A 22033-nucleotide genomic window follows, 5' to 3' on the forward strand; every position below is an offset into this window, starting at 1 on the left:
ACATGCTTTCTATCTTATAAGAAACCCACGACATACCTCTCGATAGCTCTCCACAAACGGAAACGTTTGTGACAGTTCTGCACTTATTAAATGCAGACCCAGCAAGCGTGCATGGTGGACACGACTTACTTCGGCAATCATTCCTTTCTCATTTCTTCATCAATGCCACTACATCTCCTGAAATGATACTCTTAATGACTGCAACCTCTACCTCACCGAGATACGAATGAGGATTTAAATATTAAATTAACGTATTTAAGAGTAACAAATGTATTTTTATACGTCAATGGATATAGCAATAATCAGATTATAGAGAAGAGTTCGTTATTGAGGGATTGGAGGGTTTGAGACGGATTCATTGAATAAATTCCAGTAGAGAATTTACTTTTAATGGGAATGGAGATTATTTAAATGATACGTGCTTATAGTGAAAAAGAAGATCGGATCAGGACATTGAATTTAATAAAAAGTATGGGGACAGAAGAAGAGATAGGTTCTTTAGATGATATTGTATCGAATTCCACGCATTTTCTTTTATATAACCAAAATGGGATTGGAGGATTCGCATATTCATCCTTTTATAAAAATAGTGATGGAGAGTCTATTGGTCAAATAAGTGTGTATGTGGAACCTGGTTCTCGCTTGAAAGGTATTGGTTCTGGATTATACAAGGCAATAGAAGAGTTAATTTCTAAAATAAAACCGGATTTTGTGTGCACTTATATGAGAACAGAATCAGAAAATTGTATTGGCTTTGCTAAGAAAATGGGATTTGAAAGATGGTGGGGATCGCTTGAATTGATATATAAGGGAGGGAGTTTTCCAGAAACGGATATCACGTTTATTAAGTATGAAGATAGATTTTTCAACCAGTTTGTAAAAATGGTACAGGAATGTTATTACGAATTGCATGAAAGGAATGATATGAAGCCTTATCTTGCTCCAGAAGATAGTATAAAAAAATACAAATTGAACAATGAAAGTAATGTGTATGTGGTTTTTAAAAATGAACAGTTGGTTGCATCAGTTACGGTAGGGGAAGGGACAATAGAGAATTTAATGGTTGCACAAAGTCATCAAGGAAATGGATATGGGCGTAAAGCCTTGCAATTTGGTATGAACAAGTTGTTAGAAGACGGGTACGAAGACATTAGGCTATGTTATATAGAAGGAAATGAAAGTGCTGAGAAGTTATACAATTCTGTCGGATTTAAACCGCTTCATAATACACAAGTGTTTCGGAAATTTAAAAAGCAGCTGACCTAAATATTAGATCAGCTGCTGAATATAAGATTAAACTAAGTTTAATACAGTTACTTTTTCACGTGTCATAGACTCAAGGCTCTTACGAATACCTTGTGCGCCCATACCTGAACCTTTTACACCGATGAATGGGAAGTGGTCAGGGCCGCGCTCTGTGCGTCCGTTAATTTGAACAGAACCAGTTTCGATTTTGTTAGCAATTGCAAATGCTTTGTTAATGTCTTTTGTGAAGACACTTGCTTGCAAGCCGAACTCTGATTTGTTAGCAATTTCAATTGCTTGCTCATCTGAAGAAACACGGATGATTGGAAGGATTGGGCCAAATGGCTCTTCCCAAGCAACTTTCATTTCTTCTGTTACGTGGTCGATTAATGTTGGGTAAATTAAGTTACGCTCACGTTTGTTACCGATAACGATCGTTGCACCTTTTTCTACAGCATCATCAACTAAACCTTGAACGAAGTCAGCAGATTTATCGTCGATTAATGGAACGATTGTGCTGTCTTGTTCTGGAGATCCAACTGATAGTTCAGCTACTTGCGCTTTTACTAAGTCAACAAGCTCGTCCGCTACGTTTTCGTGTACAAGTACACGTTTAATAGCTGTACAACGTTGACCAGAGTAAGAGAATGCACCGTTTACGATATGGTTTGCAGTATCTTGTAAGTCAGCATCTTCACGAACGATACCAGGGTCTTTACCACCAAGTTCTAATACAAGTGGAATCATTGAAGCTTTTTTCGCTAAGTGTTTACCTGTGTTTGTACCACCTGTGAACGATACCATATTGATACCTTCGTGTTCTACTAAGTAGTCACCAATTACAGAACCGCGTCCTGTAGCTACATTTACAAGACCTTTTGGAAGGCCAGCTTTATGAAGTGCTTCAACCATTTTAATACCGCTAATTGCACCTTGAGTTGCTGGTTTGAAAATAACAGCGTTACCCATAATTAATGCTGGTGCAAGTTTTGCAGCAGATAAGTTTACTGGGTAGTTAAACGGTGCGATTGCTAATACAACACCAAGTGGTGCGCGTTGGATAATCGCAAGTTTTGATTTTGTTCCGCCAGGGAAGCTATCGCCCATCATGCTTTCTCCGTGCATATGTAGAGCTTCTTCAATTGTGTAACGAATGAAGTCCGCTGTACGAACAACTTCTTTCTTCGCATCTTTATATCCTTTACCGACTTCTTTCATAATAATATCGGCAATTTCATCTTGCATATTTACGAGCTCATCAGCCCATTTATATAAAAATTTTGCGCGATCTTGTAGAGAAGCTTCAGCCCATGATTTTTGAGCTACTTTTGCAGATGCAATTGCTTCATCTACTTCTCCGCGAGTAATTGCTTGTACTTGCCCAATTACTTCGTGTAAGTATGGAGATGGAATGTCGATTGTTTGTCCTGAAGAGCTTTCTCTCCATTCTCCGTTTAAATAAAATTTGTACGTATTGCTAGTTGTCATGATTAGTCCTCCTAAAATAGCAACTTGTAAGAGTGAGTATAAGGTGATTGTAGGGGGTTTGATAATATTTTTCAAATGAAATATTTGTGAAAACGATTTCTTATTATTTTTTTATTTTGTATGCCCTTTCTTGCAGAACATTCCCTCATTTCAAACTGTAAGTAGAATGCATCACTTTCATTTTTTGTGATAAAAGATTATTTTAAAACGAAAAAAATAATTGACAGAATACTCAATAAAGTTGTAAGATTATAAATGGAAAATAAATGAAGGGGGTGTGCGTAATGATTGTAATCGTAAATGTAATGGGCTTAGCTGTATTAAACGGCGGAAAACATTCATATTATTACGCAACCCGTGCGGATATATAGGACTTTTTTGTCTTATGAGAAGCGTACGTTGCGTATATCGTAACGTACGCTTTTATGCATTTTTGTGCATATCGTCAAGCGACGGTATGCTTTTTTTTGTCCAATTTGCTTGTTTCCATACTTTATATGGTTACTATAAAACTGAAATTTGGAAGGTGGAAAAATGTGATGAGATTGTATGGGTTACGAAATGTAAATGTGATGGGTTTGGATAGCGGATAAAGAAATGAGGGTTAAACGAAAACGAGAAGGGAGAGGTTACGTTGTTTTCAGTATTACTAAAGTTAAGATGGTTTTTTAAAGAGCATTGGAAGAGATATAGTATCGCAATTGGTGCGCTTTTAATTGTAAATATAGTTGAAGTCATTCCCCCAAAAGTACTAGGGGTTACGATTGATAATATAAAAACAGGAACGTTAACGAATGCAGCAATTATGGAGTCTATTCTTATTTTAATAGGAGTTACGATAGTTGGATATGGCCTTACTTTTGTTTGGCAACATCAATTGTTTGGAGGTGCGTTCGTACTTGAGAAGACGATGCGCTCGAAATTTATGGGGCATTTGCTCAAGATGACACCGACGTTTTATCAAAAAAATCGTACTGGCGATTTAATGGCGAGAGCAACAAACGATTTAAAAGCAATCGCTATGACAGCTGGTTTCGGTATATTAACGCTTGTAGATTCTAGTTTATACATGCTTACAATCGTTTTTATGATGGGATTTACAATAAGTTGGGAGCTTACATTAGCGGCCCTTATACCGCTTCCGATTATGGCATATGCGATGAATATATATGGAAAGAAATTGCATGAAAGATTTACAGTTGCGCAAGATGCGTTCGGTGATATGAATGATAAAGTACTTGAATCAATTGCTGGCGTGCGCGTGATTCGTGCATACGTACAAGAGAATGCAGATCAGGAAAGATTTCATCATTTAGGAGATGACGTCTACGAAAAAAATATGAAGGTAGCAAGAATTGATGCGTTATTCCAACCAACTGTGAAAATGCTTGTCGGACTTAGTTATTTAATTGGTTTAGTGTACGGTGCATACCTTGTATTCCAATCAAAGGTGACACTTGGTGAGCTCGTTTCCTTTAACGTGTATTTAGGGATGATGATTTGGCCAATGTTTGCAATTGGTGAATTAATTAATGTTATGCAAAGAGGAAATGCGTCGCTCGACCGTGTGAATGAAACGTTAGCGTATGAACCAGATGTAAAGAATCCGAAAAATCCAAAGCTTGTACAAGAGCCTGATTATATTCAGTTTGATGAAGTTTCTTTTTCATATCCTTCATCAGCTGAAGAAAATTTAAAAAAGGTTTCTTTTACATTAAAACAAGGAGAGACGCTAGGGGTTGTCGGAAAAACAGGAAGCGGAAAAACGACGCTTGTACGTCAGCTTCTTCGTCAATATCCGCTTGGAGAAGGGGATATTGCAGTTTCTGATGTGACATTAGATAAAATGACGAGTGAAAATGTACTCGGGTGGATTGGATATGTACCTCAGGAGCACATTTTATTCTCAAAAACAGCGAGGGAAAATATTTTATTCGGAAACAGGGAAGCGACTGAAGAAGAGCTCGAGAAAGCCATTGAAATTGCTGCGTTTACAAAAGACTTAGAGTTTTTACCAGAAGGATTAGAAACGCTCGTTGGAGAGAAAGGTGTTTCGTTATCAGGAGGGCAAAAGCAAAGGATTTCGATTGCGAGAGCGGTTATTCAAAATCCAGAAATATTAATTTTGGACGATTCGTTATCAGCTGTTGATGCTCGTACGGAAGCGGCGATCATTGAAAATATAAGAACGGAAAGAAGCGGAAAGACGACGATTATTACGACGCACCGTTTATCTGCAGTACAACATGCAGATTGGATTCTCGTTATGGATGACGGCGAAGTTATGGAAGAAGGCACGCATGACCAGCTTCTTCGAAACGGAGGCTGGTATGCTGAGCAGTTTGAAAGACAACAAGGTGAAAATGAAAGTACGGATAGTGGGGTGAAAATATGAGTGTTTCAAAACGATTGTTTCAATATGCGATGAAAGTAAAAGGGACGATTTTTGCAGCGATGGCGATGTTATTTATTTTCGTTATCGCAGAGCTTGCCGGTCCGTTCGTCGCTAAAACGATGATTGACGATCATATCGTTGCGATAGAGAAATCTTGGTATGAGACAGAAAAGAGTGAAGATGCTGTTTCATATAATGGCGCCTATTATAAGCGAAGTGATCGCTTTGAACAAGGTGAGAAAAAAGGAAAAGAAGTACGCGTGATGCAAGTCGGTTTTCAATATTACTTTGTACCAAATAAAGTGAATATTGAAGGGTCACGTTCTGTAAAAGGTGATATGATTACCGTTCAAAATGGTAAGGCGGTGCAAGTGTATAAAGCGAAAGCATTAATGAAGGAAGAAGTGTTTGCGTTTTATAAGCCAGAAATAAACCCCCTACTATTACTTGGTGGAGGCTATTTTGCTCTATTAGTAATTGTGTCATTATTTGCATATGGAAAGCAGTTTTTCTTACAGAAGGCAGCGAACAAAATTATTCAAATTATGAGGGAAGATGTCTTCTCTCATATTCAAACGTTACCGATCAGGTACTTTGATCATTTACCAGCAGGGAAAATCGTTTCGCGTGTAACGAATGATACAGAGGCCATTCGGGATTTATACGTAACAGTACTTGCGACATTTGTCTCCAGCATCATTTATATTATCGGGATATTTGCTGCGCTATTTTTACTCGATGTGAAACTTGCGTCGTTCTGTTTATTAATTATCCCGATTTTAATTGTTTGGGCGATTTTATATAGAAAGTATGCATCTGTATACAATCATAAAATGCGTTCACGTTTATCCGATATTAACGGTACAGTGAATGAATCGATTCAAGGGATGCCGATTATTCAAACGTTCCGTCAAGAACGTGAAACGAAAAAAGAGTTTGAAGAATTAAATGGCGATTATTTTAAGTATCAAAATAAAATTTTAAATTTAAATGCAGCAACTTCGCATAACTTAGTGTCTGTATTACGAAATATCGCTTTCACGGGTGTGATTTGGTATTTCGGGGGAGCTTCATTAAGTGCTTCAGGCATCATTTCTCTAGGGATACTGTATGCGTTCGTTGATTATTTAACGAGATTGTTCTCACCTATTACAAATATGGTAAATCAGCTTGCTAACTTAGAACAATCGCGCGTTGCATCAGAGCGTGTCTTCGAATTGCTAGAGGAAAAGGGAGAGGCAGTGGAAGAAGATCGTATGCCTCGCTTAAACGGAAATGTGAAATTCGAAAATGTTTCGTTTTCTTACAATGGAAAAGATGAAGTGTTAAAAAATATTTCTTTCGAAGCGAAACAAGGAGAGACGGTGGCACTTGTTGGTCATACTGGATCAGGAAAAAGTTCCATTATGAATGTGCTCTTTCAGTTTTATGAATTTCAAAAAGGAAAGCTTACGATTGATGGTCACGATGTAACAGAGATGCCGAAACAAGCAACTCGTGAACATATGGGAATTGTACTACAAGATCCGTTTCTATTTAGCGGGACAGTGGCATCCAATGTTAGCTTAGAGAATGAAAAAATTTCAACAGATCGCATCGTAAAGGCGTTACGTGACGTTGGTGCTGAAAGGTTTGCAAACAATATAGATGAAGAAATTACGGAGAAAGGGAGTACACTTTCAACCGGAGAACGTCAGCTTATTTCGTTTGCTAGGGCACTCGCTTTTGATCCAGCTATCTTAATTTTAGATGAAGCAACGTCTAGTATTGATACAGAAACAGAGGCGATGATTCAACAAGCACTAGAAGTTGTGAAAAAAGGAAGAACGACGTTTATTATCGCTCACCGACTTTCAACAATTAAAAGCGCAGATCAAATTATTGTGCTTGATAGAGGAACCATTTTAGAAAAAGGCTCTCATGATGAGTTAATGAAAAAGCGCGGACGTTATTACGATATGTACAAAACGCAAATGGAAGGAAACCAGAGCGCTTAATATGTAGAGGGGAGAACTTGTGATTTTCACAAGTTCTTTTTTATTGATGAACATGTCGACTCTTTAGCGAATTACGACAGTTAAATAAGAAGTATTGTTTTACCTTTTTCTTTATAAATGCTATATTAAAAAATGTTACTTATTTTTTGTATGTAGCGTTATTTTTCCCTTTTGTTTGATTATGAAGAAAAAGGATAAACTAAATAAGAACATTTTCATTGAAAAATTGCTCAAGATTGCATACAATCAATATAGTTTTTAAATTCCTATCAGAATACTTGGAGGATTACCATCATGAAAAAATTATTTTCAGTGCTTGCAGTAACTACATTAGCGATCGGGATTGTAGCCGGCTGCGGTAAAGAAGAGAAAAAAGATACAGCTAGTCAAGACGCGTTACAAAAGATTAAACAAAGCGGTGAACTTGTAATTGGTACAGAAGGTACATATCCACCATTTACGTTCCACGATTCAAGCAATAAATTAACTGGATTTGACGTTGAACTATCGGAAGAAGTTGCAAAACGTTTAGGTGTAAAACCTGTATTTAAAGAAACACAATGGGATAGCTTACTTGCTGGCCTAGACGCAAAACGTTTCGATATGGTTGCAAACGAAGTTGGTATTCGTGAAGATCGTCAAAAGAAATACGATTTCTCTAAACCATACATTTCATCTTCAGCGGCATTAGTTATCGCAAAAGATAAAGATAAGCCTGCTACATTTGCTGATGTAAAAGGGTTAAAAGGAGCACAATCTTTAACGAGTAACTATGCAGATATTGCTAAGAAAAACGGTGCAGAAATCGAAGGTGTAGAAGGATTTAGCCAAGCGGCAGAATTATTAGCTTCAGGACGCGTTGATTTTACAATTAATGATAAGTTATCAGTATTAAATTATTTAGAAACGAAAAAAGATGCAAAAATTAAAATTGTAGATACAGAAAAAGAAGCTTCACAAAGTGGATTCTTATTCCGTAAAGGTAGCGATAAGCTTGTACAAGAAGTAGATAAAGCGTTAGAAGATATGAAAAAAGACGGTACGTATGACAAAATAACGAAAAAATGGTTCGGTGAAAATGTTTCTAAGTAGTGTAGTGGTCTCAGATCGACTGTCTACTTGGATAGATATTATGCAGTCTTCCTTCATGCCTATGCTGAAGGAAGCTGTATTTACGACAATTCCATTAACGCTTATTACATTTATTATCGGTATTATACTTGCGACGCTAACAGCGCTCGCTCGTATTTCAGGTAGTCGTATTTTACAATGGATTGCTCGTATCTATGTATCTATCATTCGCGGAACGCCACTTCTTGTACAGTTATTTATTATTTTCTATGGTCTTCCAACTCTTAATATTGAGGTTGAGCCATATACAGCAGCAATTATTGGTTTTTCATTAAATGTTGGTGCATATGCATCTGAAATTATTCGTGCTTCTATTCTTTCTATTCCGAAAGGACAGTGGGAAGCAGCTTACACAATTGGGATGACATATCCGCAAGCATTAAAACGTGTTATTTTACCGCAAGCGACGCGTGTATCTATTCCGCCGCTTTCGAATACATTTATTAGTTTAGTGAAGGATACTTCATTAGCGTCGTTAATTTTAGTAACAGAAATGTTCCGAAAAGCGCAGGAAATTGCGGCAATGAACTATGAGTTTTTAATTGTTTATTTTGAAGCAGGTCTAATTTATTGGGTAATTTGCTTCTTATTATCTATCGTGCAACAAATATTAGAAAAACGTTCAGAACGTTATACTCTAAAATAACCCTTTCATAAAAGGAGTTTTTGTTTTTATGATTTCAATTCAACATTTACAAAAAAGTTTCGGAGATAATACCGTACTAAAGCATATAGATTTATCAGTTGAGAAGGGCGAAGTGGTTGTTATTATCGGGCCATCTGGATCTGGTAAAACGACATTCTTACGTTGCCTCAACGTGTTAGAAACGCCGAATGCTGGTAATATTCGCATCGGCAATAAAGAGCTCGATTTCTCTCAAAAAGTAACGAAGAAAGATATTGTAAATCTTCGTACGCAAACAGGTATGGTATTCCAGCACCATAATCTATTTCCTCATTTAACGGCACTTCAAAATGTAATGGAAGGGCTCGTTACAGTGAAAAAGATGGAGAAAGAAGAAGCGAAGAAAAAAGCAAACTATTTCCTTGAAAAAGTTGGTCTTGCGGATAAAGTAGACTTATATCCGTTCCAATTATCAGGTGGACAACAACAGCGCGTTGGAATCGCTCGTGCACTTGCGATGGAGCCGGAAGTTTTACTATTTGATGAACCAACGTCAGCACTTGATCCTGAGCTAGTTCAAGAAGTTTTAAAGGTTATGAAAGAACTTGCTAAAGAAGGAATGACGATGGTCATTGTAACGCATGAAATGCGTTTTGCTCATCAAATTGCGGACCGTGTTATTTTCATGGATGGCGGTGTCGTTGTCGAACAAGGTACACCGGAAGATGTATTTACAAATCCAAAAGAAGAACGAACGAAGAAGTTTTTACAAATGTTGCAATAAATTAAGGAAGGTCTCAAGGCATATGCCTTGAGACCTTTTTGCCATATATATTTATTTTTGGAATCCGCCAAGGCTTTGCTCAGCCATTGCAACTAAACGTTTTGTAATTTCTCCACCAACAGAACCGTTAGCGCGAGCCGTAGAATCTGCTCCTAATTGTACACCAAATTCTTGAGCGATTTCGTACTTCATTTGATCGATTGCAGCTGTTGCTCCTGGTACTACTAATTGATTGTAAGAACTTTGGTTTGCCATAGGAATATATCCTCCTTAGAGTTATAAAATTTTTTTTGGTTGGACTAGCTGGATTTGAACCAGATTATCGCCCCGTTTGGCGCTAATCCATCGGTAATTAAGTTTGTACTCATAGTATGGATGTTACCTAGAAAGATATACAAAATAATAATTTGTAAATTTTGTAAAAAAATCTTCGCTATTTTGTAAATTATGAAATAAGAGTAATCGTTGTATTTTTAAGAAAGAAGGCTAAACTAAGAGCGAAATCATCTGCGTTTAAATTCTATATATAATCAGCTGTGCTTACAGCTTAGTAAAATAAAAATTACATTGGTATCAGCTTCATAGTTCTGTTTTAATCCGGGATGGGGCAGGAAAAGGTACTGACTGACCGCTCCTATGCACGGCTAGAATCTAAAAAGGATAACATATGGAGGAATCACGATGGGAATTTGTCCGCTTTGCAATGCATTAGAATCACAAACATATTCTTGTCAAAATTGCCAAGGAATACTCCAAGATTATGGGAAAGCTGTAGATTACATAGATGATTACAGTGCATATATGGATCAGGAATTATTAAGTGCGGTAGATGGTTTAACACATAATAATTCAAATGAATATTGCAATCATATTTTTTATTGCGGAGTATGTAATGTGGAAATGGAAGTTGTAGTGAAGTTTGTATAAAGTGAAACTTTAATCAGTGGGGGGGGTTCACCCCCCACTAATTATTAGCCCGTACCAATCGGGCGTTTACGGGCAGCGGGGTTTCCGCTTAACTTCTTTGCTCCAGCCGAATTTTGAGGTGGGGGTTTTACTGCCCACAAATAGCGGGATAAATAGAAAACTTCCACCTTATGAATGAGGTGGAAGTTTTTGTTTTTTTATTTGTGAGTTAATCATAGGGGATGGGATATTTTCAGTGTTAGGTGCAGGGTTTGATTGTATTTGAGATACTTTTTCTTTCGAATCGCGCAAAGAATGTTCAGTTAAATAGATGGCATATTCATAAAATAATTGGCGCGTAAGCTCGCTTTGTTCTTTTAACTTTTCATCTTGGAATACAGTTCGCCCTGGTTTAGAATTTGCCTCAAATAACCACGGGTTTTCCGCTGTATCTAAACCGATATCGAAACCAATCTCTCCAATGTTCCCAGTTACTTGTCGATCAAGTGCATAGCTGATTTGTAAGGCTGTTTGTTTTAGTTTATTTTCAATTTGAACCTGCTGTGTTGAATCGGGAAATAGTTCCTGAAGTAATTTCGTATCACCGCCGCTATTTACATGAGTTGTTAAGCTACCTTTACCGGCGATTTTTGCGACGATTGCACTGACTACCCAATTACCAAAATGGTTTTTATTTGTATGAATGCGAAAATCGACGGGTTGCCCTTCGAAGCGGAGCAGTGAGATACCTTGTTGTACGATGAATTTTTTTAAATCATGTCCTTTTAACACATGGTTAAGAAGTGCTTCTAATGATTGATACTTTCTTAGTTTATTTTGTTCATTTTCACGATAACGACAATAGTAGCGATTTTCAGTTTGAGAATAGAGTATTTGATGAATGTTTCTTCCGAAGCTACCATGTATCGGCTTCATATAAATGTACTTATACGTACCGAGAAGTCGTTCTACTTGTTCAAAATGTTGGAATTCTTCTGTTTTTGGTAAGAATGGTTTCATTGAATCTTCTTTCATTAGAAGGCGATGCACTTCCCATTTGTTGAAAAACCCTGGATTAAACCATGGAATCGCATAGTCGCTTTCTAATCGTTTTTTTGCTCTTATGATAGGTTTGTAATTTTCTGCTTGGCGATTTGGTAAACGGTCGTAAATGACATTTGGTAAAGGGACTTTGTTTTTTACCCATTTGCTATCTTGAAAGAAGTACCCTTCAATTGTTTCCTCTGCCCAGTTTATATGTTGAAGGCCAAAGACAAATACAAATGGCTGCAATGTGAATGGTGGTGTTAATAACTCACCGAGAGAGATGGAACGACTCCCTAAAGGAGAATTAGAATCATCGTTAAAGCCAGTTGTGAAAATCCCGATTAATGGGCCGAAAACAATGGTTTGATTGTGTAAGAAGGCATGGATTGTTGCTGAATGCGGTAGTAAAAGATTGGCTGCAATTTGTTCGCCAATAATGATTTCTCGCGTGAATGAATAGTGAATTTTAATATTCTCACATGCAATATAACGTAAGCCAAAGGAAAGGGATGTAATTGGCGGTGTAATAGAAAAAACGTAAGGTAAAGTAATACTATTTGGATGCTCATCTGAAATACTTAATGTATATATGTGTTCTTTCAACGGGGGGCTCCTCCTTTCGTTATGGTGTAAATCGGCTAAATTTTAATGGACCATGAAAAATTTGTTCAGCCAGTTCGTCGTTGTACCTAGTATAAACTTCGTAAGAAGGCATCGTATTAACGTACATAAGCCAAATGGCACCTTTTTGATCCATAATGGTAGAAAGTTCTAATTCAAATAATGACGAATAGGACTGATCGAGTGTTTTGAACACTTCATTAACAACATCATGCAAAGCATCTTTCAATAATTGAACACCAGTTGAAGAAAGCAAATATTTAATTTTGGAAAATGGATGTATCATGGAACGCTCTGTTACGGGAAGTAAAAATTGTGCTGGGAATGAAGCTTTTTGTATGAATTGACCGAGCACTACCCAGTTCTGTTCTTTATTTTTTTGCATAATGGTTCGAATATGAATCGGATATGATAGTTGATTTGGAGCATGTAACATTGGATGAATCATATAACGGGATGAGTGTATGTTCGATTGGCACCATGATATAAAGTCATCTGTCCGTTTGAATTGAGTAGAAGTACGATGCTGTTCATTTATTGTATCGATATGAAATGTTTTATGTTTGTAAGTGACTCGATATAAATTTTCATTAGAATGTATATTGATTGGTCTTATAATGATATCTCTTGTTTCTAGTAGTAATTTGAAAATTCCTTGTACCGTTCCTTTTTTTATTTTTGGAATGTAAGGGGAAAGACGTTTATTAGTAAGAAAAAGATTGTGTAAATCACTTGGATTAATAAGTGTGTTATTTAAAAAAGTAGTCGAGGAACGTTTGCGTAATGAATGAATAATCGATTTTGCTTGGTGGAAGTCTTTATCTTCTTTGAAATGACAGCGATCATATATGTATGAAGGAATGGGAAAGGTTTGATCTATCCAATTTCCTGTATCTGTATCATAAATAAGACCAGAAACAAGATCTGTCTTTGAATCAATGCTAAACGGTGTGAATTGAGCAACGACGTTATGATACAGACGAGCTCGCTTAGCGATTTCGGTGTAATACATTTGCTCGTGATGAAATTTAGAAGTTAAAAGACCAAGAACCAACGAAATCACTCCTTTATTAACAAGATGTTTGCATAATAGGCGAAGCTATATATTGCAAATACATTTTTATACCATTATACTTTTGTCCGTATGACGATATGCTATAGTTTTGGAGAAGTGAAAGGTTGATTATGATGAATATATGGTTGAATATGTTAACAACAACAGGACTCGGGGCGATTATTGGAGGATACACAAATCATTTAGCAATAAAAATGTTATTCCGTCCTCATCGTCCGATTTATATTGGAAAGTTTCAAGTTCCATTTACGCCAGGGTTAATTCCGAAACGTCGCGATGAGCTTGCTGTTCAATTAGGAAAAATGGTTGTAGAGCATTTGTTAACGCCAGAAGGAATCGGAAAGAAGCTAACAAATGAAGAGTTTCAAAAAAGTTTAATCCACTGGGCACAAGCAGAAGTGGATAAAGTAATTACGAATGAACAGTCGTTACGACAAATGTTAGAAAAATGGGATGTAGCGCATGTAGAAAAAGAAGCAATCGGTAAAATCGAACATGCGATTACAGAAAAGATTCAGGCATTTTTAACGGAGTACTATACATATACATGGGAACAAGCTTTACCTCATTCTGTACATGAAAAAATAGAGAATACGATCCCAAATGTCTCGGCGTTTATTTTAGAGCGAGGAATTAAATTTTTTGAAAGTGAAGAAGGGAAAGCGCGTCTTTCAAAAATGATTGATGATTTTTTTGCTTCTAGGGGAACGCTGCTTAACTTAGTCGGGATGTTTTTAGGAAATGTAAGTGTAGTGGATCGTGTGCAGCCAGAAGTCATTAAGTTTTTAGGGCAAGATGGCACAAAGCAGCTTTTAACTGATGTACTGCAAAAAGAGTGGGAAAAGTTAAAAGGAAGAGATGTAAAAGAATTAGAAACGTTTGTAGAAAAAGAAATGATTGTGAAATCCATATTGTCAGCAGTTAAAGTTGAGGAAACAGTGAGTAAATTTTTAAATCAATCTGTTCAGCAAGTATGTGAGCCAGTTCGAGAAACAATCATGGGAAATGTAGTCCCAAGTGCAGTAACGAAAGGATTGAAGTGGGGGACAGAAAACGTAGAAAGTATATTAAACAATCTCCACCTTGCGGAAATTGTCCAGCAAGAAGTGTCTACATTTTCAACGGAGAGACTAGAGGACCTAGTCTTGTCCATAACGAAAAATGAATTGAAAATGATTACGTATTTAGGGGCATTATTAGGGGGAATGATTGGACTCGTGCAAGGGGTGTTACTTCTGTTCCTTAGGTAATAAAGCGAATACATAGAAATAAAAGTGAAATTTCTTCACATCTCTTGCATAGTTTGATATGGTAAGAAGAGGTGCGTATGTAAATGCACTTAAAAGGCGGTGCGAGCGAAAAGCGCTAGCCTTCTAAAGGAGGAAAAATAAAATGACAAAAAACATTCATGATGTTGCATATGAATTACAAAAAACAATCGCTGAAAACGAAGATTTCCAAACATTAAAAGCAAGCTACGCAGCAGTACAAGGAGATGCAGCTTCAAAGAGCTTATTCGATGAGTTCCGCATGATGCAACTTGGCCTACAACAAAAAATGATGCAAGGTCAAGAAATTACTGAAGAAGATAACCAAAAAGCACAAGAAGTTGTAGCTCGTATTCAACAAGATGCTAAAATTACAAAGTTAATGGAAACTGAGCAACGTTTAAACATCGTTATCACTGACGTTAACAAAATTATCATGAAGCCACTTGAAGAATTATATAACGCGCAACAACAAGCGTAATAAGGGAAGACGCTCCTAGTATAGGGGCGTCTATTTTATTGTAGAAAAATGTAAGGGTTTTCCTTTTATTTGTCAAAAAACTGTCAAATTCATATCGTTGGAAAAATAATGCATTTGTACTATAATGATAAGCGGGATATATTACACCACGTTAATTAATGTGGTGAAGTATATAAAATAAAAATCTTTATTACACACATTATGAAATAAAGGGATGATTAGTTTGAGTACAGGTGTAAAAGCAAACGACGTGAAAACAAAAACAAAAGGAGCAGATCTTGTTGTTGATTGTTTAATTAAACAAGGTGTTACACATGTTTTCGGTATTCCAGGAGCGAAGATTGACTCTGTATTTGATGTACTGCAAGAAAGAGGACCAGAGTTAATTGTTTGTCGTCATGAACAAAATGCAGCATTTATGGCAGCTGCTATTGGTAGATTAACAGGGAAACCGGGTGTATGTCTTGTAACTTCAGGACCAGGGACATCGAATTTAGCGACAGGTCTTGTTACTGCGAATGCGGAGAGTGATCCCGTTGTTGCTTTAGCTGGTGCGGTTCCACGTACGGATCGATTAAAACGTACGCACCAATCTATGGATAATGCTGCACTATTCGAACCAATCACAAAATATAGCGTAGAAGTAGAGCATCCTGATAATGTGCCAGAAGCGCTATCAAATGCATTCCGAAGTGCGACTTCCACAAATCCAGGAGCTACTTTAGTAAGTCTTCCGCAAGATGTTATGACTGCGGAAACGACTGTAGAGTCTATCGGTGCGCTTTCTAAGCCACAGCTTGGAATCGCTCCCACACATGAAATTACATATGTAGTAGAAAAAATAAAATCAGCGAAATTACCAGTTATTTTACTCGGTATGAGAGCGAGCACGAATGCAGTAACGAAAGCGGTTCGTGAATTAATTGCTGATACAGAACTTCCTGTCGTTGAAACATATCAAGCAGCTGGCGCGATTTCACGTGAGCTAGAAGATCATTTCTTCGGCCGCGTTGGATTATTCCGTAACCAACCAGGTGATATTTTACTAGAAGAAGCCGATCTTGTTATTTCAATCGGTTATGACCCAATTGAGTATGATCCGAAATTCTGGAATAAACTTGGAGATAGAACGATTATTCATCTTGATGACCACCAAGCGGATATCGATCATGATTACCAACCAGAGCGTGAATTAATTGGCGATATCGCTTTAACTGTAAATAGCATTGCAGAGAAATTACCGAAGCTTGTATTAAATACGAAATCAGAAGCAGTTTTAGAACGATTACACTCGAAATTATCAGAGCAAGCATTAGTTCCAAATCGTGCTTCAGAAGGTGTTACGCATCCACTTCAAGTTATTCGTACACTTCGTTCTTTAATTAGTGACGATACAACCGTTACATGTGACATCGGTTCCCATTCTATTTGGATGGCGAGATGTTTCCGTTCTTATGAACCACGTAGATTATTATTTAGTAACGGTATGCAAACGTTAGGTGTTGCACTTCCTTGGGCAATTGCTGCTACTTTAGTAGAACCGGGTAAAAAAGTAGTCTCAGTGTCAGGTGACGGTGGTTTCTTATTCTCAGCGATGGAATTAGAAACAGCGGTACGTTTAAATGCTCCGGTTGTCCATCTCGTATGGAGAGACGGTACGTACGATATGGTTGCGTTCCAACAAATGATGAAATACGGCAGAACATCAGCTACAGAGTTTGGCGATGTTGATCTTGTGAAATATGCGGAAAGTTTCGGGGCATTAGGTCTTCGTGTCAATACACCAGATGAATTAGAAGATGTATTGAAAACGGCATTAGAAGCAGACGGTCCTGTCATTATTGATATTCCAATCGATTACCGTGACAACATTAAATTAAGCGAAAAATTATTACCAAACCAATTAAACTAATGGGGGCAGACTTGAGATGAATGTTGCGCAATTAATTGATATTGATGAAAAAAGAACGAAAACGAGTAATGAAGTATATCAAACATCTACAATGCTTGCGCTATTAGATGGTATATATGATGGTGTTATTAACTTTGAGGAATTGAAAGAACGTGGTGATTTTGGCATCGGCACATTTGATCAATTAGATGGTGAAATGATTGCGTTTGATAATGAGTTTTATCATTTACGTTCAGACGGTTCAGCGGAAAAGGTAGAACCGGAAGAAACAACACCTTTTGCGACGGTAACGTTTTTTGAAAAAGAAATGAGTTATACGGTAGAACACCCGATGAATCGTGAAGAAGTTGAAGCGTTATTACATGAATTGATGCCGAGTAAAAACTTATTTTACGCTATTCGAATGGACGGTACGTTCTGTGAAGTAAGAACGAGAACTGTTCCAAGACAAGAAAAACCATATACGCCGCTCGTTGAAGTGACGAAATCACAACCGATTTTTTCGTTTAAAGATACGGATGGAACGATGGCTGGATTTTGGACGCCGGATTACGCGCAAGGTATTGGTGTAGCTGGTTTCCACTTACATTACATTGATGATGAAATTCGCGGGGGTGGACATGTTTTCGATTATGTTGTAGAAAACTGTACGATCCAAATTTGTCAAAAAGCTCATATGCATTTAGCGCTTCCGGAAACAGCTGACTTTATGACGGCTGAACTATCAAGAGAAAACTTAGAGAATGATATTGCGACTGCGGAAGGTGCGGAGTAAAAGGAATCGAAATCATGTATTCTCTATATAAGAACCGAAGTCTTGTTCAGGCTTCGGTTTTTTTATTGATGCGCAATCTTCTCGTGAAATTCCCCTGTACCGCCTCATTATGTTTCATTTGTAAAATGAAAACTCAATTTTGAAGCAAAAGAAATATAAATTTCTCCCTAAACATATACATCAAAAGGATAGGGGGGATATGATGGGAAACTCGATTACTATTAGTTTATGCATGATTGTAAAAGATGAGGAACAAACTATATCGAAATGTTTAGAATCGGTCAAAAGTGTTGTGGATGAAATTATTATTGTAGATACAGGTTCAACAGATGCTACAAAAGAAATTGTGAAGAAGTATGATGCGAAAGTTTATGATTTTCAATGGATTGAAGATTTTTCAGCGGCACGAAATTTTGCATTTTCTAAAGCTACAAAAGAATATATTCTTTGGCTAGACGCAGATGACATAATAGATACGGAAGATATAAAGAAATTGTTGCAGTTAAAAAGTACGTTAGATCGTAGTACGGATGCAGTATCTATGAAATATTATTTAACTTTTGATATAGAAGGAAATCCAACACATTCTTTAAGGCGATATCGATTAGTCAACAGAAGTAGAAATTTTCAATGGCATGGATTTGTTCATGAATATTTAGAGGTGTATGGAAATCTTATAAATAGTGATGTAGGGGTAAGTCATAAAAAAATAAAAGCATATACTAATCGTAATTTGAAAATATATGAAAAGCATCTTGAGAGTGGAAAAGAATTTAGTCCCCGTGATGTGTACTATTATGCAAATGAATGTAGGGATCACAGATTATTTGATAAGGCTGTTAAGGGGTATTCTAAATTTTTAGATGAAGAAAAGGGTTGGGTTGAAGATAATATTCAAGCGTGTTTAAAAAGAGCCGAATGTTATTTAGAATTGGGGGACTTAAAAAAATCTATACAGTCTTGTTTGCAATCATTTACGTATGACACGCCTAGAGGAGAACTTTGTTGCCACTTAGGACGTGTATTTTTGCAACAAGGGGAATATTCTAAAGCGATATATTGGTACCATGCAGCAATTGACGGGCCAAGGCCAAAGGATTCTCCGTTTGTCCGAGAAGAGTGTCATACATGGTTGCCGCATATTCAACTATGTATTTGTTATGATCGAATACAAGAATATGAAAAGGCAATTTATCATAACGAACAAGCTGCGGAGTTCATACCTAATAATCCAAGCATTGCATATAATAGAAAATATTTTGATAGTTTATTACAAAAATAGTATTTAATAATACTAGATAATCATTTTGGCTGCTGAGAGGAGTTTGATTCATGCTCACAAGTATAATTATATTGACTCATAATCAATTACAATATACAAAAGAATGCATCCAAAGTATTAGAACTTATACAGTGGAACAAGAGTATGAGTTAATAGTTGTGGACAATGCGTCAACAGATGGTACTGTAGAATGGTTACAAAAACAATCGGATATTATGCTAGTGGAAAATGCGGAGAATATGGGTTTTCCAAAGGGATGCAATCAGGGGATTAAAGAGGCAAAAGGTGATAATATTCTATTATTAAATAATGATGTGGTCGTAACTGAAAATTGGCTAAGCAACTTAATTCGGTGTTTATATGAAAGTAAGGATACTGGAGCGGTAGGGCCCGTAACTAATAATGCAGCTTACTATACTGCTATACCAACCTTTTATAAAGATATTGAAGGAATGCAGAAGTTTGCAACTTTATATAATCAAAGTGATAAAGATAAATGGGAAGAACGTATGAAATTAATCGGATTCTGTATGCTTATAAAAAAATCAGTGTTAGATGAAGTTGGATTATTAGATGAACGATTTACACCGGGGAATTATGAAGATGATGATTTGTCACTAAGAATGTTTGAAAAAGGATATAAATTGTATTTATGTAGAGATACATTTATTCATCATTATGGAAGTGTCTCATGGAAAGAAGATAGTATGAAATTTTCTGTAGTTTTACATGCGAATAATATAAAATTGTATGAAAAATGGGGATTTTATGGTGAAAGTTTATACATTCATTATGATTTACTAGCGATTTTAGAGCGATTTGCACCTGATAAAGTAAATATTCTTCATATAGGAGCTGGATGTGGTGCCACTTTATTAAAAATAAAAGGGTGTTATCAGGCAGTTTCTTTATTCGGAGCAGAAAGTAATGAAAAAGCGGCAGCTCTTGCAAATAGGGTAGCTCCTACAACTTCTGCTGAATATGACAAGTTACATGAGGTATTTACAGATGAAAAATTCCAGTACATCCTACTATCACATCCCATTGAGCCAGCGAAATTACCGCATGTCATACAATCTATGTCACAACTGTTAACGCCAACAGGAACTTTCATTATGTCGAAATTCAATTTGGATAATTATTATGCATTAAAAAAATAATACTTTTAAGATTTTCTCTGTGGAGATGAACTGTATTTGGCAATGTTGGAGGAACAACGGTTTCTTTTATAGAAACAAAGCCGAAATCCGAGCCCGGATTTCGGCTTTTCGACGTGTGATGAATTATGAAAAAAGAGCTATCCTATAAGCTGGTTTCGCATACTTATAGGATAGCTTCTTTACTTTGAAACAAACGGATGCTTTTCATAATAAAACCGCCATGGGTAGTGAATGGCTTCTTCTGCGTAATCAATATTAATACGAGGGCCAGCTATTATGTTATGTGTGGATGATAAATGTTCTTCTTTTGGAACTAACTCAATATGTAATGTATCACTTTGTAATGATACCCCGCGTTCTTCTAAAGTGATTCCGAGTGCGCGGCATAGTTTTCCAGGTCCATTTGTTAAGTTTTTATATTGCTTATTCGTAATATCGGTTTTGTTGTAGCGCGCTAGTTTTATTTCTTCGATTCCGTCTATAGGCTCAAGAGCACGAATGAGAATTCCTTGCGGGGTGCCGACTGGTGCTGTAATTACGTTAAAACAATGATACATACCATAAATAAGATATACGTAAGCATGTCCGGGTGCACCGAACATTACTTCTGTTCGATCTGTTCGTCTGCCACCGTAACTATGTGCGGCCTTATCATCTGGACCTTTGTATGCTTCTACTTCTACAATAATTCCGCTTCGTTTTATTCCATCTACAATATGAACAAGTTTATGTCCGAGTAACTTCTTTGCGACTTCTAACGTATCGCCTTCATAAAAAGAAGGTGGTGCCTGCATTGTACTATCTCCTTTGCTGGTTGTATATGTATATAGTAAACCAAATTTTGAGTAGTAATTCTAACTCGTTCTATTTGCTACGTTTATTTCATAAATTATGGATAGAGTACAACAGCGAAGAGGGGGAGTGCGACATGATTTATCGCTTACTAGCTCTTAATATAGATGGGACACTACTATACAACAACGGAAAAATCGCAAAAGGGTTACGGGAAACAGTTGAATTTGTGAAAAGAAAAGATGTATACGTTACATTATTTACGAATCGTAATTTTCAATCGGCTCATAAAATTGCCAAGGCGTTAAAATTAGATTCTATATTAGTTACACATGGCGGAGCTTTCGTTTCAGCATCGTTAGATAAGCCTTTCGCTCAAAGGAGATTATCTGAAGAGAAAACCTTTAATATTGTGCAAGTGTTAGAGCATTTTGATTGTAATGTTCGCATTTCTCATGAACGATTTTCAATTGGGAATCGTGAGAGAAATACACCAAACTTAATTGCACGTACTGTATTATCGAGCGCTGATCCGTTATTTTATCCAGTTCAATTTGTAGATTCGCTAGGGGATGCACTGCGTGATCATCCAGTAGCTGCACCAAAAATTGATATTGTTTTCCATACGAAAGGTGAAAAAGAAAGAGGGATGAATACGTTAAGAAAGGCATTTCAAGATGTAGAGTACGTCGAATGTGATGCGGGGCGTATAGAAATTCTCCCTCAAAATGTATCGAAACTACGTGGTTTACAATTACTTGGGGAGCATTTAAATATTCACCTTAGTGAAATGGTTGCGATTGGGGATAGCATGGAAGATTTAGAGGTCATTGAAAACGTTGGACTTGGGGTAGCGATGGGGAACGCGCCTGTAGAGTTGAAGCAAGCAGCTGACTGGATTACACGTTCGAATAGTGAGAATGGTGTAGAGTATATGATTAAAGAACATTTTCGCAAACAATTTCCGCTTCCTTTTTTGAAAAATCATAAAAATACACCGAAACGATGAAAAAAGAAACGTAGCATTTTCGCTACGTTTCTTTTTTGTT

General features: G+C 36.8%; 19 protein-coding genes and 1 riboswitch. Of the genes, 14 read left to right on the forward strand and 5 right to left on the reverse strand.

From position 1 onward, the window contains the following. Window positions 1-35: 35 nt before the first annotated feature. Window positions 36-218: riboswitch (Lysine riboswitch) on the reverse strand. Window positions 219-411: 193 nt separating this feature from the next. After that, complete coding sequence (locus BAQ49_RS27380; protein ID WP_071747855.1) at window positions 412-1266, forward strand: GNAT family N-acetyltransferase; 855 nt, start codon at window positions 412-414, stop codon at window positions 1264-1266. A gap of 27 nt (window positions 1267-1293) precedes the next feature. Here the strand turns inward: BAQ49_RS27380 and gapN are convergent, their stop codons facing one another. Next, complete coding sequence (gene gapN, locus BAQ49_RS27385) at window positions 1294-2733, reverse strand: NADP-dependent glyceraldehyde-3-phosphate dehydrogenase (RefSeq protein ID WP_071747856.1); 1440 nt, start codon at window positions 2731-2733, stop codon at window positions 1294-1296. Window positions 2734-3367: 634 nt separating this feature from the next. On the opposite strand from gapN, the gene BAQ49_RS27395 reads away from it, so the two are divergent. From BAQ49_RS27395 to BAQ49_RS27420, 5 genes are all read left to right on the forward strand, one after another. Beyond that, window positions 3368-5128, forward strand: coding sequence for an ABC transporter ATP-binding protein (locus BAQ49_RS27395; RefSeq protein WP_071747857.1), 1761 nt, complete (start codon window positions 3368-3370; stop codon window positions 5126-5128). Then, window positions 5125-7125, forward strand: coding sequence for an ABC transporter ATP-binding protein (locus tag BAQ49_RS27400; protein WP_071747858.1), 2001 nt, complete (start codon window positions 5125-5127; stop codon window positions 7123-7125). Before BAQ49_RS27395 ends, BAQ49_RS27400 begins: the two co-directional genes overlap by 4 nt. Before the next feature lie 294 nt (window positions 7126-7419). Continuing rightward, on the forward strand, window positions 7420-8217 hold the full coding sequence (locus tag BAQ49_RS27410) for an amino acid ABC transporter substrate-binding protein (RefSeq protein WP_016082716.1): 798 nt from the start codon (window positions 7420-7422) through the stop codon (window positions 8215-8217). Next, complete coding sequence (locus BAQ49_RS27415) at window positions 8204-8902, forward strand: amino acid ABC transporter permease (RefSeq protein WP_071747859.1); 699 nt, start codon at window positions 8204-8206, stop codon at window positions 8900-8902. Before BAQ49_RS27410 ends, BAQ49_RS27415 begins: the two co-directional genes overlap by 14 nt. 28 nt (window positions 8903-8930) lie before the next feature. Beyond that, on the forward strand, window positions 8931-9665 hold the full coding sequence (locus BAQ49_RS27420; protein ID WP_071747860.1) for an amino acid ABC transporter ATP-binding protein: 735 nt from the start codon (window positions 8931-8933) through the stop codon (window positions 9663-9665). A gap of 51 nt (window positions 9666-9716) precedes the next feature. Here BAQ49_RS27420 and sasP read toward each other — a convergent pair whose 3' ends face one another. Next, complete coding sequence (gene sasP, locus BAQ49_RS27425; RefSeq protein WP_000013349.1) at window positions 9717-9920, reverse strand: small acid-soluble spore protein, SasP family; 204 nt, start codon at window positions 9918-9920, stop codon at window positions 9717-9719. A gap of 426 nt (window positions 9921-10346) precedes the next feature. Here sasP and BAQ49_RS27430 point away from each other — a divergent pair, with 426 nt between their 5' ends. After that, complete coding sequence (locus BAQ49_RS27430) at window positions 10347-10592, forward strand: hypothetical protein (protein ID WP_071747861.1); 246 nt, start codon at window positions 10347-10349, stop codon at window positions 10590-10592. 168 nt (window positions 10593-10760) lie between these two features. On the opposite strand, the gene BAQ49_RS27435 is transcribed toward BAQ49_RS27430, so the two are convergent. Together BAQ49_RS27435 and BAQ49_RS27440 are read right to left on the reverse strand one after the other, a co-directional pair. Further along, window positions 10761-12221, reverse strand: coding sequence for a YheC/YheD family endospore coat-associated protein (locus BAQ49_RS27435; protein ID WP_071747862.1), 1461 nt, complete (start codon window positions 12219-12221; stop codon window positions 10761-10763). Window positions 12222-12240: 19 nt separating this feature from the next. After that, window positions 12241-13293 carry a YheC/YheD family protein gene (locus BAQ49_RS27440; protein WP_071747863.1) on the reverse strand — a complete coding sequence of 351 codons (1053 nt, stop codon included), beginning with the start codon at window positions 13291-13293 and terminating at the stop codon, window positions 12241-12243. Between the two features lie 134 nt (window positions 13294-13427). Between BAQ49_RS27440 and BAQ49_RS27445 the strand changes: the two genes are divergently transcribed. The 6 genes from BAQ49_RS27445 (at window position 13428) to BAQ49_RS27470 (ending at window position 20192) form a co-directional block, all read left to right on the forward strand. Beyond that, window positions 13428-14564 carry a DUF445 domain-containing protein gene (locus tag BAQ49_RS27445; RefSeq protein WP_071747875.1) on the forward strand — a complete coding sequence of 379 codons (1137 nt, stop codon included), beginning with the start codon at window positions 13428-13430 and terminating at the stop codon, window positions 14562-14564. 142 nt (window positions 14565-14706) lie between these two features. Further along, on the forward strand, window positions 14707-15063 hold the full coding sequence (locus BAQ49_RS27450; RefSeq protein ID WP_071747864.1) for a YlbF/YmcA family competence regulator: 357 nt from the start codon (window positions 14707-14709) through the stop codon (window positions 15061-15063). A 223-nt stretch (window positions 15064-15286) separates the two neighbouring features. Beyond that, window positions 15287-16975 (forward strand): acetolactate synthase AlsS, encoded by a 1689-nt coding sequence (gene alsS, locus BAQ49_RS27455; RefSeq protein ID WP_071747865.1) that lies wholly within the window; start codon window positions 15287-15289, stop codon window positions 16973-16975. A 16-nt stretch (window positions 16976-16991) separates the two neighbouring features. Beyond that, window positions 16992-17750, forward strand: a complete 759-nt coding sequence (budA, locus tag BAQ49_RS27460) for an acetolactate decarboxylase (RefSeq protein WP_071747866.1) — start codon at window positions 16992-16994, stop codon at window positions 17748-17750. Window positions 17751-17952: 202 nt separating this feature from the next. After that, window positions 17953-19032 carry a tetratricopeptide repeat-containing glycosyltransferase family 2 protein gene (locus BAQ49_RS27465; RefSeq protein WP_071747867.1) on the forward strand — a complete coding sequence of 360 codons (1080 nt, stop codon included), beginning with the start codon at window positions 17953-17955 and terminating at the stop codon, window positions 19030-19032. A gap of 50 nt (window positions 19033-19082) precedes the next feature. Beyond that, window positions 19083-20192 (forward strand): glycosyltransferase family 2 protein, encoded by a 1110-nt coding sequence (locus BAQ49_RS27470; RefSeq protein WP_071747868.1) that lies wholly within the window; start codon window positions 19083-19085, stop codon window positions 20190-20192. A gap of 179 nt (window positions 20193-20371) precedes the next feature. Here the strand turns inward: BAQ49_RS27470 and BAQ49_RS27475 are convergent, their stop codons facing one another. Continuing rightward, window positions 20372-20986, reverse strand: a complete 615-nt coding sequence (locus tag BAQ49_RS27475) for a DNA-3-methyladenine glycosylase (protein WP_071747869.1) — start codon at window positions 20984-20986, stop codon at window positions 20372-20374. A gap of 134 nt (window positions 20987-21120) precedes the next feature. Between BAQ49_RS27475 and BAQ49_RS27480 the strand changes: the two genes are divergently transcribed. Continuing rightward, complete coding sequence (locus BAQ49_RS27480; RefSeq protein ID WP_071747870.1) at window positions 21121-21993, forward strand: Cof-type HAD-IIB family hydrolase; 873 nt, start codon at window positions 21121-21123, stop codon at window positions 21991-21993. Window positions 21994-22033 lie beyond the last annotated feature (40 nt).

Origin of the sequence: Bacillus proteolyticus (assembly GCF_001884065.1) — a bacterium.
In the GTDB taxonomy this organism is placed as follows: Bacteria; Bacillota; Bacilli; order Bacillales; family Bacillaceae_G; genus Bacillus_A; species Bacillus_A proteolyticus.

Coding starts and splice junctions, on each gene's coding strand:
- BAQ49_RS27380 (WP_071747855.1), top strand. CDS start 412: ATGATACGTGCTTATAGTGAAAAAGAAGATCGGATCAGGACATTGAAT.
- gapN (WP_071747856.1), bottom strand. CDS start 2,733: ATGACAACTAGCAATACGTACAAATTTTATTTAAACGGAGAATGGAGA.
- BAQ49_RS27400 (WP_071747858.1), top strand. CDS start 5,125: ATGAGTGTTTCAAAACGATTGTTTCAATATGCGATGAAAGTAAAAGGG.
- BAQ49_RS27410 (WP_016082716.1), top strand. CDS start 7,420: ATGAAAAAATTATTTTCAGTGCTTGCAGTAACTACATTAGCGATCGGG.
- BAQ49_RS27415 (WP_071747859.1), top strand. CDS start 8,204: ATGTTTCTAAGTAGTGTAGTGGTCTCAGATCGACTGTCTACTTGGATA.
- BAQ49_RS27420 (WP_071747860.1), top strand. CDS start 8,931: ATGATTTCAATTCAACATTTACAAAAAAGTTTCGGAGATAATACCGTA.
- sasP (WP_000013349.1), bottom strand. CDS start 9,920: ATGGCAAACCAAAGTTCTTACAATCAATTAGTAGTACCAGGAGCAACA.
- BAQ49_RS27430 (WP_071747861.1), top strand. CDS start 10,347: ATGGGAATTTGTCCGCTTTGCAATGCATTAGAATCACAAACATATTCT.
- BAQ49_RS27445 (WP_071747875.1), top strand. CDS start 13,428: ATGAATATATGGTTGAATATGTTAACAACAACAGGACTCGGGGCGATT.
- BAQ49_RS27450 (WP_071747864.1), top strand. CDS start 14,707: ATGACAAAAAACATTCATGATGTTGCATATGAATTACAAAAAACAATC.
- budA (WP_071747866.1), top strand. CDS start 16,992: ATGAATGTTGCGCAATTAATTGATATTGATGAAAAAAGAACGAAAACG.
- BAQ49_RS27465 (WP_071747867.1), top strand. CDS start 17,953: ATGGGAAACTCGATTACTATTAGTTTATGCATGATTGTAAAAGATGAG.
- BAQ49_RS27470 (WP_071747868.1), top strand. CDS start 19,083: ATGCTCACAAGTATAATTATATTGACTCATAATCAATTACAATATACA.
- BAQ49_RS27475 (WP_071747869.1), bottom strand. CDS start 20,986: ATGCAGGCACCACCTTCTTTTTATGAAGGCGATACGTTAGAAGTCGCA.
- BAQ49_RS27480 (WP_071747870.1), top strand. CDS start 21,121: ATGATTTATCGCTTACTAGCTCTTAATATAGATGGGACACTACTATAC.